Annotated in this window: 11 protein-coding genes and 1 pseudogene; 1 reads left to right on the top strand and 11 read right to left on the bottom strand. The window is 32.7% G+C overall.

Going from position 1 to position 16,152, the window contains the following annotated elements; all coding sequences use genetic code 11:
• Nucleotides 1–70: 70 nt before the first annotated feature.
• The 8 genes and pseudogenes from BN4220_RS11095 to BN4220_RS11060 form a co-directional block, all read right to left on the bottom strand.
• On the bottom strand, nt 71–1,753 hold the full coding sequence (locus BN4220_RS11095) for a selenate reductase (protein ID WP_066716074.1): 1,683 nt from the start codon (nt 1,751–1,753) through the stop codon (nt 71–73).
• 26 nt (nt 1,754–1,779) lie between these two features.
• Nucleotides 1,780–3,117, bottom strand: coding sequence for a putative aminohydrolase SsnA (gene ssnA, locus BN4220_RS11090; RefSeq protein WP_066716073.1), 1,338 nt, complete (start codon nt 3,115–3,117; stop codon nt 1,780–1,782).
• Nucleotides 3,118–3,129: 12 nt separating this feature from the next.
• On the bottom strand, nt 3,130–4,080 hold the full coding sequence (locus BN4220_RS11085) for a nucleotidyltransferase family protein (protein ID WP_066716071.1): 951 nt from the start codon (nt 4,078–4,080) through the stop codon (nt 3,130–3,132).
• 399 nt (nt 4,081–4,479) lie between these two features.
• Entirely contained in the window at nt 4,480–4,854 is a 375-nt protein-coding gene (locus tag BN4220_RS11080) for a RidA family protein (RefSeq protein ID WP_066716068.1), read from the bottom strand.
• A gap of 364 nt (nt 4,855–5,218) precedes the next feature.
• Nucleotides 5,219–5,884, bottom strand: coding sequence for a helix-turn-helix transcriptional regulator (locus BN4220_RS11075; RefSeq protein WP_066716066.1), 666 nt, complete (start codon nt 5,882–5,884; stop codon nt 5,219–5,221).
• 251 nt (nt 5,885–6,135) lie between these two features.
• Complete coding sequence (locus BN4220_RS11070) at nt 6,136–8,682, bottom strand: CotH kinase family protein (RefSeq protein WP_066716064.1); 2,547 nt, start codon at nt 8,680–8,682, stop codon at nt 6,136–6,138.
• A 27-nt stretch (nt 8,683–8,709) separates the two neighbouring features.
• A complete protein-coding gene (locus BN4220_RS11065; RefSeq protein WP_066716062.1) occupies nt 8,710–9,405 on the bottom strand; it encodes a DUF4956 domain-containing protein in 696 nt (231 codons plus the stop codon).
• A 16-nt stretch (nt 9,406–9,421) separates the two neighbouring features.
• A pseudogene (locus BN4220_RS11060) lies at nt 9,422–10,108 on the bottom strand (polyphosphate polymerase domain-containing protein).
• Between the two features lie 284 nt (nt 10,109–10,392).
• Here BN4220_RS11060 and BN4220_RS11055 point away from each other — a divergent pair.
• Nucleotides 10,393–11,106, top strand: a complete 714-nt coding sequence (locus BN4220_RS11055) for an HAD family hydrolase (protein WP_066716059.1) — start codon at nt 10,393–10,395, stop codon at nt 11,104–11,106.
• Nucleotides 11,107–11,455: 349 nt separating this feature from the next.
• On the opposite strand, the gene BN4220_RS20495 is transcribed toward BN4220_RS11055, so the two are convergent.
• The 3 genes from BN4220_RS20495 to argS all read right to left on the bottom strand — a co-directional run bounded on the left by BN4220_RS20495 (nt 11,456) and on the right by argS (nt 16,110).
• Nucleotides 11,456–12,619 carry an SH3 domain-containing protein gene (locus BN4220_RS20495; protein WP_066716057.1) on the bottom strand — a complete coding sequence of 388 codons (1,164 nt, stop codon included), beginning with the start codon at nt 12,617–12,619 and terminating at the stop codon, nt 11,456–11,458.
• Between the two features lie 180 nt (nt 12,620–12,799).
• Entirely contained in the window at nt 12,800–14,098 is a 1,299-nt protein-coding gene (locus BN4220_RS11045) for an ATP-binding protein (RefSeq protein WP_066716055.1), read from the bottom strand.
• A 224-nt stretch (nt 14,099–14,322) separates the two neighbouring features.
• Nucleotides 14,323–16,110, bottom strand: a complete 1,788-nt coding sequence (gene argS / locus BN4220_RS11040) for an arginine--tRNA ligase (protein WP_066716053.1) — start codon at nt 16,108–16,110, stop codon at nt 14,323–14,325.
• Between the last annotated feature and the right edge of the window lie 42 nt (nt 16,111–16,152).

The following is a 16,152-nucleotide window of genomic DNA, read 5'->3' as shown; positions in this document are numbered from 1 at the left end:
TCTTTTTCACTGGAAGCTGTTACAAAATATGCAACAGCTTCTTTATGAAAATGATTTATATTGTGTAATCCTATAGTAAATATGGTTGTTGTTCTTTAATTGCTGTAATAAAGTTTTGAATTACTTCTGGTGCTTCTGTAATAGCACATTCTTTTACTTCGCCTTCGTAACGATATACTACAGAATCATTATTAACTGCAAAACCTTGGTTTGTACTATCTTCTAATTCCTTTTTACCTGCAAATAATGTTAAACGATCTTTGTATGGTGTACATTTATCTGGACAGAAGATGTAGCAGTTTCCGCATTCATTACAGTAATCGTCAATGTGCATCATGCGTTTTGCGCCAGCTACATTAAGTGTTGTATTGGCACGGTTTGGACAGACATTAACACAGCTTCCACATGTTACTTTACAATCTACTTTTACGTTTACATTTTCACCGAATACAGCAAGTGGTTTCTTACGTGCTACTTCTGATTTTCTGTAATTCTTATCTTCGATTGCTTCTTTTGCAAGTTTTTCTAATGCAGCTACATCAACAGTTTGATCTGCTGGGAATGCACATTCATCTAATAATGTTGCTAATTTCTTAGTTACATTGTAACCTGTTGGTTTTAATAAGATTGTAGCTACTGTAATAGGCCAGATACCTGTATTAAAGATATTCTGAATGTTGTTTGCATCTGCTCCACCGGAGAAGGACATTGGTAATTTACCATCGAAATCTTTCGCTAATTTAGCAGCTACATTAATTGTTAATGGATAAAGAGCCTTTCCTGACATGTACATGTCTTCGCCAGGTAACTCGCTATTTTTAACTTTTACATGGAAGGTATTTGATAATTTAACACCAAATGCTAAACCATTTGCTTTTCCAAGTTCTTGCATCTTCTTGATTAAAGCAACTGCATCTGCATATTGTAAATCATGTTCAAAGCCTTCTTTTTCAAATGTCATGTAGTCATAACCCATTTCATCCATTGTTTTTCTTACGAAATCATATCCTAATAATGTTGGGTTACATTTTAAGTAAGTATTAATTTTCTTATTTGTTAATAAGTGTGTAATGATGCCTTCAATTTCATCACTTGGACATCCATGCATTGTAGATAATGTAATGGAATTACAAATCTTTGGAGAAATTGATTTAATGTAAGCTTCATCTACATTTTTGAATTCGTTTACGTGTGCTAAAGCCCATTCTTCACATTCTTTCCATGTGCTTGTATGAGAAGCATCTTTTAAACCTTCAATGAAATCATCAATTTTCTTTGACTGAATTCCTTCTAAGTTATATCCTACGGACATGTTAAAGATGAATTTTTCTGGATCACCAAAACCATACTCTTTAGCGATTAATTTGATTGCATACCAACCTTTTATGTACTCTTCTAACGCTTGAGTTACATAAAGTTCAGTTGACCATTCAACGTTATAACATTCATCGTCTGCACGAATACATGGTTTTTCAACATGTAAATCATGTCCATCTAATGTTTGAACAGTTTTAAGCTCGAAGAATCTACTTCCTCCAACATAAGCTGCTACTAAGTTCTGCGCTAATTGTGTATGTGGGCCTGCTGCTGGTCCAAAAGGATTCTCTAATTTTCCGCCAAATAAATTTAAATCTTTACTTCCATCATGAGTATATAAGTTACTTACTCCAAAAACGGTATTATAGTTCTCTTTCTCAAACATAACTCTTTCCATAATTTTATGAAAAGGAATTTGTACCATAATGTCGCTCATTTTTACACCCGTAAACCTTTCTTTTTTTATCTATTTGCATTTACTCGCTGCCATAAATCAGCTGCCTGTTTTCTACTTTCTTCCATAACCTTTTTCTTATCAATATGAAGTAATTCACGATCTTTCATTAGAACTTCTCCATTACAAATTGTTGTAGTTACGGAATATCCATTCATACCAAACATTACATGAGAATTTAAATTATTCTCATCCATTGGTGTTAAAGGATCATAATCTACAAAAATAATGTCTGCTGCATATCCTTCTTTAATCTTACCAAGTGGTGTAGAGAAGAAACGATTTGCAATTTTTGCATTATTTTCAAATAACATTGTAGGAATTTCACCCCAAGCACAGTTTGGATCTTTATGAATGTGTTTTTGTAAAATGTTCGCTACTTTATAGCTTTCTACCATGTCATTTGTATAACCATCAGTTCCTAATCCAATTAAGATTCCTTTATCAAAAATCTTTAATACATCAGGAGCACCAACAGCATTACCCATATTACTTTCTGGGTTATGAACTACCATTGTATCTGTTTCTTTTAAGATATCTAATTCTTTATCATCAATATAAATACAATGTCCTGCAACGGTCTTTGGTCCAAGGATACCCATAGAATTCAAACGTTCTACCGTACGAACTCCATATTTTGAAAGGCTGTCTTCTACATCCGCCATTCCTTCTGCTATATGTACATGGTATCCAGCATCTTTAGGATTTTGTTCTACTACATAACGTAATGTTTCATCACTTAAAGTAAAACTAGCATGTAATCCCATTGTTCCTTTGATCATGTCTGTTGTATCGTTATTTGCATAGTTAATGAAGTCTACATTTTCTTTTACTGCTTTCTTCATTTCTTCTTCGCCATTACGATCACTTACTTCATAGCATAAACAGGTACGAATCTTATAGTCTTTTGCTACCTTAGCAATTTCCATTAAGCTGCCTTCTGTTTTTTTATAGCTGGCATGATGATCAAATACGGTAGTTACACCATTTTCAATACAGTTTAAATATGTTACTTCAGCACTTACTTTATCGTCTTCTAATGTTAAGTGTTCGTCTAAGTTCCACCATAAACCTTCAAGAATTTCGATGAAATTTTTTGGATTATGATTTTTAATACTTAAACCTCTTGCTAATGCAGAATAAATATGATTATGCACATTAATAAAAGCTGGCATGATGATTTGATTCTTTGCATCAATCACTTCTACATTTGGATATTTTTCTTTTAATTCGTTAAAGTCGCCTACTTCTTTAATTAGGTTTCCATCAACTAAGATTCCACCGCATTCCATATATGGATGCTCTGAATCTCTTGTAAATAATCTACCGTTTCCTATTAAAAACATTTTTCTTCCTTTCTAATCAGCAATCCTTGATAACCGGATGAAATCATCCATCGTATCTGTATCTGCTAACTCGTACCTATGGTTTGCTTGCACTACAATCATGTTTTCGAAATGAGCTTTTACCACTGTAGAACCTTTTTGTCCTGGTTGTAATTGCTTTAATTCTTCATAATACCTGTTTGGAAATATAACAGGATTTCCAACGATTTCACGATACCCCAGTCGTACCATAAAATCTTGGTGATCGTTAAAATTAAGAATTAGCTTTCTTAACGACTTCTTAGTTCTTAGTGGTTGGTCACAAGTTAAAAACATACACCCTTTTGAGTCAGTAATATGATCCATACCTATTCGAATTGTATCACTTTGTCTAGGCAAATCATGTACAATACAAGTAAGTGGATAATTCTTAGAAATCTCTTCTACTTCCTTGTATCTTGTTACTAAAATTACTTCTTTTAACATGGTATACGGTATTGTATCTAGGATGTGTTCAATGAGCGTTTTCCCATTAAAACTAGCCAATAATTTATTGGAACCAAACCTAGAACCTGCTCCACTCGCCATAACAATGCAACTTACATCAAACGTTTGATTATCTAAATTGATAACATATGCATCTTCATATTGCTTTAAATACTCGAATAACGGTTTTTCTATATCGTTCCTAAAGGTAAGAATACAATGGCTCTCATGTAATTGCTTCTTAATAAGTTCCGTATATTCGCACTCATCTTTTTTTGTTAAAACAATTTCATCAATTGAAATCCATACATTTTCATTGTTTTTCAAAAAAGATAAGACTGCTTCCATAAATACTTCTTTTATTGTCAATAAATTCGCATTTAACAAAGCGCTTAATTCTCTGCATAACGTTGATTTCCCCATAGAACTGGATCCAGTAATAAAGATATGACGTTTTCCGCTCTTTTTAAATTCTTCAATGATTTTTTCCGCATTCATGCTTCGCTCTACCGTTCTAATTTATCGTTATAACACTTATCAGCTAAATTTATGTTCCCCTTATAAATTTAATTAGTAACTGTTATGCAATAATGATGTAGAAATTTAATATCCACTTACAATCTTATTATTTCAATCCGAACTTTTGCTAAATTGATTTATGATTGTCAATGGATATCTAGTGTTGTTCCATATTTCTCGGGTCTTATAAGTTTATTAATTGATCATTAAAATATTTTAGCATTCACTTAATTCTTATTTTTCCCAATTATATATTTGGTCCAGATATCGCAACTCTTATATCAAAGATTTGTAACACCTGAACCATATTGAAACTTCCCTGTAAAATGTTTAGATATTTTTCAGATACTATTTATAGAAGTTTCTTTATAAAAGCAATTATTTTGTTAAGGCAATTACTTCAACTTCTACTAATACGCCCTTTGGTAATTCCTTTACAGCTACGCAAGAACGAGCTGGGTTTCCTGTGAAATATTCAGCATATACTTCATTGAATGCTGCAAAGTTACCCATATCTGATAAGAAACAAGTTGTTTTAAATACGTTTTCGAAAGAAGAATTTGCTTCTTCTAAAACTGCCTGTAAGTTTTTCATTACTTGAGTAGTTTGTTCTTTAATTCCACCTTCAACTACTGCTCCGTTTGCTGGATCTAGTGGTATCTGACCAGATGTATATAACACTCCATTTACTACCATTGCCTGGCAATATGGTCCGATAGCTGCAGGTGCTTTTGTTGTACTAATTTTTTGCATAATTTTGTCCTCATTTCTATGTATTTTTATAGCTTTTCTCTATGTTTTGATTATATCACTAAAATATATTTCAGTCAATTATAAATTCGCATTATTTTATTTCATTCTTTTTCCATATGTTGTATGTAAACGCCTTATTTTAAAGGAATATTTGGATAACTGTAATGAGCTTATCACATCAGTATAACGATAAAAATTGAAATAAAAAAAGCTATTGCATATTGTCTACGTTTTTATAAAACGTTCCTTGCAACAGCTATTTATTTAATTTCATCATTCATTTTATTAATGAACTTTAAGCATAACGAACAATTAATTTTCTCTTCTTCTTTTTTCATCCGTTATTTTCAGTTTATGCTTTTCTCTATTTATCTTTAATTGATCTTAAGTGCATATAAACAGTATTCTTACTTACATCCATTACTTTCGCTACTTTTACTACTGCATCTTTCATTCTAAATATCCCTTGATTGTATAGAATATTGATAATCTCCTTATTCTTAAGAGTGTTTGAAATGCTTTCATCTGACATTACGCGGTGAAATGCTTCTGTATAAGCTTGTTCAATTAAATTATCTACATCATCAGCGAAGTTTTCATTCATTACAGTAGGGGTTGTAGTATTTTGAATTTCAAAAAACGGAAATGTTTCTGAAAGAGGTGTATCCTTATAAAAATTAATACAGATTAATCCAATGATACGATGGCGTTCTCCATAAACGCTTATCGTTGTTGAACGAAGAGGTCTACCTTTTTTATTCTTTGAATCATAAGAGACATACCCATCTAAGTTTTCTTCTTGAATTTTATTTAGCATATTAAGTGCTAAATCTGTGATTGGAGCGCCTAATTTCCGCCCTGTATGATGTCCATTAATAATTTTAATTACCGAACTTTCGTAATCTTCTAAGCTATGCAATACAAATTCAAACCCTGTTCCCAAATAATCAGCTAGTCCATCCAATAAGCTACGATAAGAATTTAAAATGATTCGATCCGTAGCTGTTAATTTTATATTTCCACTCTGCATGTTCCATCACCATCTTTTTTCTTTTGGATATTATGATATCAATAGAATTCATAAAAAGCAATAACTTTTTCCAAATCGTCACAGTGATTTTAGTTCTCTCAAGTTTGATTTCAAAAAACGCATGTAAGTTCTAAATGATGTATAAAATATTTTTCAATTAACAAATTCTTTTGAATCTAGAATTCTAAACTGACATTATCTTATATTACATTCTTGCTCACATGCGTTTTAAACTTTTTATTATAATTTTATTATATATGATACTTACGTCTATGGAATTTCTTTGCAAACAAAATACATATGCACATAACTAAAATACATCCACCTGAAACAATAAGTGCTTGTTGTGTATCTTGCGAATTCGACATTCCACTTCCTTCTATATTCGAGTTGTTTCCAGGCATATTATTTGGTTTTGTGTCTTGCATATTTCCTGGTTGCTTACCCTGCATACCACCTTGCTGCCCACCAAAAGCACCTGGTTGATTGCTCTGATTTCCTTGTGTATCACTTTGCTGATTGCTTTGATTTCCTTGTATGTCGCTTTGCTGATTGCTCTGATCCTGTTGCGAATTATTTTGTTGACCATCAACTTCATTTTGCTCATTACTTTGTTGATTACTCTGCTGTTCACCTTGATTCTCTTGCAAATTTCCTTGTTGCCCAGCCGTTACTCCTTGTGTATCACTCTGCTGATTGCCAGACACTCCTTGTGTATCGCTTTTTAGACCATCAGCTACTCCTTGCGTATCATCTTGTTCTCCACTAGGAATACCTTGCATATCACCTTGTTGTCCACCAGGAAATCCTTGCGTATTGCCTTGCTGTCCGCCTGGACCTCCTTGTATTTCACCTTGCTGTCCACCAGGAAAACCTTGCACATCGCCTTGTTCTCCACCTGGAAATCCTTGCATATCACCACGGTTTCCACCGCCTTTGTTTCCACCGCCTTGAGTTCCCATGGCTTGGATACTAACACTTGATGCATCTATAAGTGCATCCTCATTATTTTCTTGTTCTTCTTCCGTAGATGGAATTGTTCCATCTAGCTGCCCTCTGATACTTTCTGCTCGAAGTAAACAAAATTCTTTTAAATTACTAACTGCAGTTTTAAATTCATCATAAGTGTAAAAAGCAGTTGGATCATTTTCAACATAAGGTGAAATTAAACTCTCTATTTCTGTAATTGTTTTTTCGAATTGTCCACTCTCAAAATATCCAGAGATTAATTCATCCAAATATGCATGATACTGTTCTTTATATTCCTCTACCTCTAGCAATTTACCAATCATAGGACGTGCCTCTAGAGTAGTACCAGATACTACAGTATCGATTGGGCGATTTACTAATGAAGTCGCATCACTACTTTGGAATCCTCCAAAAGCTAGGTTATAATCCCAAGGAAGCATAGAAAGTTTTCCATTCTTTTCATAAAGATAGTAATTATGAAGCATTGTTCCAAAATAACTATCATCATTTGCTAAGAATACATTCGATGCAATATAACGCAATACCTCATCCACATCGATATAAGTTTCTAAATCTGTACCATTGGAAAGATTTTTTAAAGCTTCTATCACTCTTTTATAATCCTCGTCCGTCGTATCAAAGACGGAAGATTCAAAAATAGTACTGTAACTGCTAATCTCGTCATCCACATAGGCAAGATCTTCTCCACCACTGCTAGAGTTCATTCCACCTCCAAAACCGCCATTTCCTTTTTGAGAAAACTCTCCGTTTTGAGGGAATTCACCATTTTGAGTAAACCTTCCTCCTTGAGGGAATTGGTCTGTCGATTGATTTTCTTTATCTGTTTGTGGATTTTCTGACTGATTCTTCGAATCTAATGTCTCTCCTTGAGTTCCCGACTCTTTTTCAGAATCTGATGCTTCTGTTTGAATTCCCGACTCTTTTTCAGAATCTGATGCTTCTGTTTGAGTTTCTGACTGCTTTTCTGAGTCAGATGTTTTCTCTTGAATATCTGTGCCAGCTTCCGTTGAAAGGCCAGTCGGATTATCAGATTCTGTCATTACAGATGTGTCCGATGGAGCATCTGTTTTATTTCCTTGCGTTTCACTTTGAGCTTGCCCTGTACTATCATCCACTGCATTTGGTAGTTCAAAATTCATATCTGCTTTATCAAAATTTTCTTTATTTCCGCCCATACCAAGGGAACCTTCTGGCTTATATAAATTTCCATAGGAACTTCCGAAATTTCTTTCTGCAAAAGATTCTTCCATGCCTTCTAATGCAAGATATAATCCCCAGTTTTCACCGTTTACTGAAATACTTGCATAAGCATATAGAGAACTAGGAACCCCTAAATAACTCATGATATCATATGAAATATATTCTTTCATGTAAGTAGCATCAGACATTAAATTATTTAAAACTAGTTTATCCAACCCATTGCATGTCTGATTATCTACATAGTGATCAAATTCCACTTTAAAACTATAACGGTCTGTAGTGTCATCCGAATACACCTGAGAAAGACTTGTATTACCTTTTGGACGAATACCAACATTTTTATAAGTTACTCCATTTACTACGATGTCGCAAGTATAGTATTCTTCGCTAATTGCATTATCTAGCATATCTTGCCAATCATCTTCATCCATTTGGATATCCACAGTCATTATTTTAGTTTTATCAAACAGTTCATCCTCATAGGAAAAGTTAATAGAAGCCTCTTCTAGTTTAAAAATCTCCGGAAAGTACACCAATACCAAGGAAAAGATGAGTGCTATAACGATACCAAGAACCGCAATACGATTCACAATTTTCTCCTTTTTCATTAGTTCACACCCTTTCTTCTATCTTGATTAGCCCATGTAATCTCCGTTATAACTTACTAATACAACATTTGTTACTCCCTTTTGAGCAGAGATATGATTCACAAATTCTGTCGTCATATCTTTTAAACGAACTTCAACTGTTAATTCTATTCCTTGCTTAGAAACTGTTTTTGATTTTACTACCTGTTTCTTTACATTGTCTTTTAATTCATCAAGTACAAGCTTTTCAGCTGCATCATTTTCACAATTAATTACCATAATATATGGGTTGTCAGATGGTTTTTTATTTACAAATATCATCATGATAAGTCCGATTAATACAGCACCCATAACTGCTAGAGGAATCATTCCCGCACCTAATACGATACCTGTTGCAATTGCCCAGAATAAAAATGCAATATCAAGTGGCTCTTTAATGGCTGCTCTAAAACGTACGATAGAAAGTGCACCAACCATACCTAAAGAAAGAACAACATTTGAAGTTACTGCTAAAATTACAAATGTTGTAATCAATGTCATCGCAATTAAGGACACCCCAAAACTTGTGGAATACATAACTCCATTAAAAGTTTTCTTATAAACATAGAAAATAAAGACTCCTACTAAAAACGCCAATACCATAGCGATTACTGTATCCATTAAACTAAAAGATGTTATATTCTCCGTGAATTTTGATTTAAAAATATCATTAAAAGTAGTTGTCTGACTTAAAAAACTTAGCATAGTAATTTCTCCTTTTTTATCCGAATCTTCGACAAGCTGCATATTTTGAAAATGCAGCGCCAGAACGTTCATTCACTTGAATACACTGTGCAATTATTTCTGGCAAAAACGCATCATATTTCACTTCCATCAAAATACCATTTTGTGTTCCTGCCTCAATTCCAGGTATGTTCTCATTCAAAAAATCTCTGTTATATAAACCACTTTTTATATTGGTATCAAATGTTATTCTTACATTTCCAGTCTTGTAAATATAAGGTTCTCTAACATATTCAACTACGACACGAGGCTTTAATAGTTGATACTTCATCTTGGAATAAAACTCAACAAGCAGAGCTTTTTTACTATCCTTTAAAAATTCAATATCTCCATTTAAAATTCTTTGCACCTCTTCTTTTGTAATTGCTTGTGATTGCTTATTTCCAAGACCACCAATTTTAGTTTTCTTTTCAAGATGAATTACATTTAGATCATCGTTATAATATCGTATTCTAAATTTTTCACGCATATAAACGCCGTCTAATTTCTCACGCAACGCTTTATCGTTATAATTATCAAAATACAAACTACGAATTCGATAAGTTCCTTATTCGCCTGCATTCCGATCATACTCAGCGATAGCTTGTAATCGGCTTCGTATGGCTAAATATTCACTATAACGTATATCGTGCTTCGTTTCGTGACGTAGCTTTAATTCATTCAAGACACATCCTCCTTTATCTCTAACTCGCAAACCGCTATATTAAAGATAAATAAAATTTGTGTAAAATTAATGTGCTAATTGTGTAAATTTAGTGAAATATTAGTGAATCTATTTACATACAAGACATTCCTATCAATTTATAGTATAATTATACCAAAACTGCATTGAAGTTTTTATTATGCTCCCGTATAATATAAGCTAATCCTGTATTACAAACTATGAATACAGATGCAAATAATGTATAGAAATACAAAATATAAGATTTGAAACTAAAGGAGATACCGATGAATACAATAATGTTTGACTTAGATGGTACATTACTTCCTATGGATCAAGAAGCTTTTATTAAATTATATTTCAAGAATTTAATAATGCATTTTGCACCAAAAGGCCTTGCAAAAGATGCTCTACTAAACGCAATGACTATAGGGACAAATGCAATGCTTGCCAATGATGGCAGTACAACAAATGAAAAAAGATTTTGGAAATCCTTTCAAGAAAATATGAATGTTAATGTATTAGAAATGGAACCAGATTTTTATAATTTTTATGAAACTGGCTTTCAAGAAGCAAAGAATGCCTGTAAAACTTCTGAGTATGCAGCTAGATGCATAAAAAAATTAAAAGATAAAAATTATACAATCGTTGTTGCAACAAACCCATTATTCCCTCCTGTTGCTACTCTTTCTCGTATTGCTTGGGCTGGGTTAAATCCAAACGATTTTGTTCATATCACCACTTATGATAATTCCTCTTACTGTAAGCCTAATTTAGGTTATTATACTGAAATATTAAAAACAATTGGAAAATCACCTGAAGAATGTTTAATGGTTGGTAATGACGTAACAGAAGATATGTGCGTAAAAGAATTAGGAATTGACACATATTTAATCACCGATTGTCTTCTTAATGCAAATAACTTACCATTTGATGAACATAAATATGGATCATTTGAAGATTTTGAAAAATTCATTGATAGTTTACCAACGGTTGAATAATATTTGAATTTTATTTTCCATTTGAATGATAGAATAAAAAAGAGTAGCGCAACAAGTGATTTCTACTTGTTTCACTACTCTTTTTTATTCCACTGCTCTTTTTTTCAATACTCTTTTTATCTCATTACTCCTTTTGTCTCACTACTTTTTATGTCTCAAAACTACTCTTTTTTCTCTAAAGAAAAATAATTTATTAATTAGTAGCAAAGATTCTCTTATGTATTATGTTCTAAATCAATGAAATATTTTTCCATTTAGTATTGCTCTATGAAAAAGAGAAGTAAATCTAAAAATTGATTTTCTATAAAACCAATTTTTAAAATGAACTTCTCTAACTCAACTTTATTAATTATCGATTTCTCTCATTTGTGATTGTTAAAAGTTTTTTTGATATCAATGTTTCTTTATTTAAGAAGCGTACATCACCACCAAAACGAACTTCAATTAGATAAACATCAGAATTATCATACACTTCGCCTCTACCAAAGTACTTATGAATGACAATATCATGTTCTCTTAATTTCTCAATGCCTGCACGCAAAGCTCTCTTCTCTTCGCTTTCCTTGCTTACAATTTCTTTCTTAGCTTCTAATAGCTGATTTTTTGTATATACAACTGCTACTCTTGGTTCTGCAATCGACTCTTTTGTTACTGCAAATTCTTCACTTGCCGGTAACTCTTTGTTTTTCTTTGTATTTCCATGTGCACTCGATTGCTTTGCATCTACATGTGTATTAGATTTCTTCGCTTTATTCTTATTATGATTCTTCCCCTTCTGGTGATTCGTATCACTATTATCTTCCCTAGAAGTAGTAGATTTACCAAGTTTTAAATTCTTTAATTTTTCTAATTTATCAGATAAGTTCACTTCAACATTGGACGCTTCATCCTTCTTCTTATGTAAAATAGCGGCTCCTAACACACCTAAACCAAAGACAGCTACAAGAACTACAGCAATATAAGTGGATACTTTACTATCATAATCTAAACCACTTTGGTTAGAATTATCACTAGGTAAAATAGTTGGCTCTGGAGTTACTGTCGGTAAATCCGTAGGTGTTGGCATTGGTGTCGCCGTTGGCTCTGGTGTTGCTGTTGGCTCTGGTGTAATTGCAGTACTTGTTTTTTCTATATAAGTGCTAGTTGCATAACCAGTAAGTTCTTCACCATTTCTCTCAAATTTGATTTGATACCAAGGCTTAGAACCCACCATTTCTTCACCTATAATTAGAACCTCTTCTCCTCTTTGTAGACGCACACCTTCACCATTTTGGGTTACTCTACTGCTATTTTCACCAGCTTTTTCTCTAACGTTTACACGACCAGTGACCTTTCCAACATACCCAAGAATATCTGGCTCATTTATAGTTGCTGTTGTTAATAATATCTTTGGTGTCTCATTTATTTTTGCAAAAGCAGTAATATCTGCTGAAAACAATATCATAGATAAACAGGCACATAAAATGCAGCCTTGTAATACTTTTGATTTCTTCAATCGTTTCTTATTACTCATACCTTCCTCGCTTTCCTACAGATATATCGCATTAAAATTTATGCTGACAAAAGGTGCAACCTTTGCACCGTAATATGACTATATTGTATCAGCGGTTCTAGAATATGTCAAAAGATTTATCCCTCAAATTTCTTTTTTTTACATCGTTTTGTACTCTGAAAGAACTATTTGTAAAAGAAACTATTGACTAATCATATATGTAATAAATTGAGATGCGGTTCTTCCAGATAAGCCACCATGACTTAGCTCCCACATATTGGCTTGTCTTAATAATTCTTCCTCTGAAATACCAAAATTATCATACTGCTTTGCTAATTCTTTTACGATTTCAAAATACTCTTTCTGTGTTGGTTTCGAATAATTAATTGAGATACCAAAACGATGTACAAGGGATAATTTTTCTTGCATAGTATCTGAACGATGCAATTCATCTTGTGACATATCCGAACGATCCGACCAAGTTTCTCTAATTAAATGTCTTCGATTTGACGTTGCATAGATTAAAACGTTCTCTGGTTTTACTTCCAAGCCACCCTCAATCACAGCTTTTAAATACTTATACTCAACTTCAAATTCTTCGAAAGAAAGATCATCCATATAAATAATAAATTTATAGTTTCTATTTTTAATATAAGAAATAACCGTAGATAAATCCTCGAATTGATGCTTATAAATTTCAATCATTCGTAATCCCATTGAATAATACTCATTTAAAATAGCCTTAATGCTCGTAGATTTACCTGTCCCGCTATCACCAAACAACAATAAGTTATTCGCTTTTTTCCCCTCAATAAATGCTTTTGTATTATCTAACAACTTCTTCTTTTGAATTTCATAACCAACTAAATCTGTAAGTCTAACATCATCTGTATTCGTGATTGGTATTAAATTAACTTCATTGTTTTCTCTTTTTACGCGAAATGCCTTATTAAGTCCAAATACACCAACACCATAATCCTTGTAAAATTTAGTTACTATTTTAAAGATTTCCTCTTCATCTGCTGCCGCTTCAATACGATCACTTAGTTCTCGTACCTTCTCACTTACATTCTTATTGTATCTTTTTCCATTTTTAACTATCGCCCTGTAATCTGAGATCATTTGAAAGCAATTAATTTCTAGTTCTTGTTCTATTTTAGAAAAGTCATAATCAAATAATGCCTTAAATACTTTAAAATCACCCTTAGCTAGATAATTTACACTCCCTTCTTGTTCTCCAGTCTTTTCACAAGTGATACTAAACGGATTTTCAACACTGGCTAACAAATATGCCAAATAGTTATGCCATAAATTCTTATCAAATCCATACTCTGTCGCAACATCAAGCAAACGATGAATCTCTGTATAAATCGCAGAAACAGTATCCTCTTTACTTGCATTTCCTTTTTCAAATTTTTCAATAGCATTAGCTAAGCAAAATAAGATGCTATCTTTATCAATATTCTTATATATAATCAATTTTGAAATTAATTGGTACATTTATGATACCTCCACTTTATAGACTTTAAAGACTTTATTAACTTATAGACCTTATTAACCTATAGATCTTATAATCTTATAGACTTTATAAACTTATAGATCTTGTAAACTTTATAGACTTTTTCTGAATTTCTCCCAATGTAATCAAAGAGTTTGAAAACACCTATAATGTTTCCAAACTCTTCTTTTATCATTATTAATAAAACTTGTCACTAGGATTAAGATTACATACGATCTGGTGCTTCAAATCCAAGTAAATCAATACATTGTTCTAAAATATGAAGTACTAAAACGATAAGTGCAATCCAATCTGCTTGTTTCTTCTTATCTTCTTCTGCAATAATTTTATTTTCATGGTAAAAACTATTAAATGCATTTGCTAAATCATAGATATACGCACAAATTTTATGTGGTGCTAATTCAGCTGCTGCATGTTCCACCATATCATTGTACTTAGAGGCAACTAACATTAAATCAAGTTCTGATTTTGAACGTTCACGGTTTTTATTTTCTTCAAAATATTTAAAACTACCGTCAACTCCCTCATCGGATACCGTTTGATATTTTGAAAGAATGGATTTAATACGAACCATTGTATAAAGAATATAAGGGCCAGTATCTCCTTCAAAGGAAGTAAAACGATCAATATCAAAGATATAATCCTTGGAGGCTTGATTGGATAAATCTCCATATTTAAGAGCGGCAAGACCTACTGTCTTAGCGATTTCTCTAGCTTCACTTTCCTCCATTTCACGGTTTTCCATCATCTTTTTATAAACTTCTTCATTGATACTATCAATGAGGTTCTCAAGACGCATTGTACCGCCTTCTCTTGTTTTAAATGGTTTTCCGTCCTTACCATTCATAGTACCAAAACCTAAGAAACTTAAATTCGTATCTTCTGCTACCAAGCCTGTCTTTCTTGCACAACGGAATACCTGTACAAAGTGAAGTTCTTGTCTTTTATCAACGACATAGATAACAGAATCTGGATTAAATAATTTTCTTCTTTCAACTAAAGTTGCTAAGTCTGTTGTTTGATAAAGGGCAGAACCATCCGATTTTAAAATAATACATGGAGGTATTTCTTTTGTATCCGTCTCTTCCTTAACATCAACAACCAACGCACCTTCACTCACTTGTGCAAAGCCTTCTTTCTTTAAATATTCCACCATATCAGGAATATAAGGCTGTGCATCGCTTTCTTTTTTCCAAAGATCAAACTCTACACGAAGGTTATCATAATTTTTCTTTAAATCTGCAATGGATACCGCTAAAATATGATTCCAAAGAGCTGTATAACCACGATGTCCATTTTGTAATTGATGTGTTATGTTCTTGGCTTCTTCTTTAAAATCCTCATGCTCTTTTGAATAAGCACTTGCAAATGGATAGATTTCTTCTAATTCAGTAATTGTAAATGGAGCTTCTTCTGGATATTCTCCAGTATATGCATCATCAAAATATACTAAATCGCTTTTTCTCTTCTTAAGTTCTGCAATAATTAAGCCCATTTGAAGACCCCAGTCTCCAAGATGTGCATCACCAATTACATTATTTCCTGCGTATTTAAGAATTCTCTTAATACTTTCTCCAATAACAGCAGAACGAAGATGTCCAATATGAAGTGGTTTCGCTACATTTGGTCCACCAAAATCTACAACAATTGTCTTTGCATCTTTAGTAGGTTCAAAACCAAGATTTTTATCTTCTGCCATATCCTTTAGATACTTTGCTATGAACTCAGGTTTTAAAGAGATATTAATAAAACCTGGCATAATAGCAGTCATCTCTGCAAACATCGGATTATCTTTACACTTTTCAACAATCTCATTTGCTATCATAATTGGCGCTTTTTTATATTGCTTTGCAGCTGCAAGCGCACCATTACATTGGTACTGACACAAATCAGGTCGATTTGATACGGTCACGTTTCCATATTTATCTTCATAGCCAGATGTAACAAATGCATCTGTTACAACTTCTGTGATATGATCAATTATTTTTTTCATAAATGCCTCCATCCAAAGTTATATCTAGTTTTACACTAGTCC

This window comes from Clostridium sp. Marseille-P299 (assembly GCF_900078195.1).
Taxonomy (GTDB): Bacteria; Bacillota; Clostridia; order Lachnospirales; family Lachnospiraceae; genus Lachnoclostridium.
This window is presented reverse-complemented; position numbering and strand designations above follow the sequence as displayed.

Bases quoted from the DNA above. Each gene is read 5' to 3' on its own strand.
- BN4220_RS11095 (WP_066716074.1), bottom strand. From the start codon at position 1,753: ATGAGCGACATTATGGTACAAATTCCTTTTCATAAAATTATGGAAAGA.
- ssnA (WP_066716073.1), bottom strand. From the start codon at position 3,117: ATGTTTTTAATAGGAAACGGTAGATTATTTACAAGAGATTCAGAGCAT.
- BN4220_RS11085 (WP_066716071.1), bottom strand. From the start codon at position 4,080: ATGAATGCGGAAAAAATCATTGAAGAATTTAAAAAGAGCGGAAAACGT.
- BN4220_RS11080 (WP_066716068.1), bottom strand. From the start codon at position 4,854: ATGCAAAAAATTAGTACAACAAAAGCACCTGCAGCTATCGGACCATAT.
- BN4220_RS11075 (WP_066716066.1), bottom strand. From the start codon at position 5,884: ATGCAGAGTGGAAATATAAAATTAACAGCTACGGATCGAATCATTTTA.
- BN4220_RS11070 (WP_066716064.1), bottom strand. From the start codon at position 8,682: ATGAAAAAGGAGAAAATTGTGAATCGTATTGCGGTTCTTGGTATCGTT.
- BN4220_RS11065 (WP_066716062.1), bottom strand. From the start codon at position 9,405: ATGCTAAGTTTTTTAAGTCAGACAACTACTTTTAATGATATTTTTAAA.
- BN4220_RS11055 (WP_066716059.1), top strand. From the start codon at position 10,393: ATGAATACAATAATGTTTGACTTAGATGGTACATTACTTCCTATGGAT.
- BN4220_RS20495 (WP_066716057.1), bottom strand. From the start codon at position 12,619: ATGAGTAATAAGAAACGATTGAAGAAATCAAAAGTATTACAAGGCTGC.
- BN4220_RS11045 (WP_066716055.1), bottom strand. From the start codon at position 14,098: ATGTACCAATTAATTTCAAAATTGATTATATATAAGAATATTGATAAA.
- argS (WP_066716053.1), bottom strand. From the start codon at position 16,110: ATGAAAAAAATAATTGATCATATCACAGAAGTTGTAACAGATGCATTT.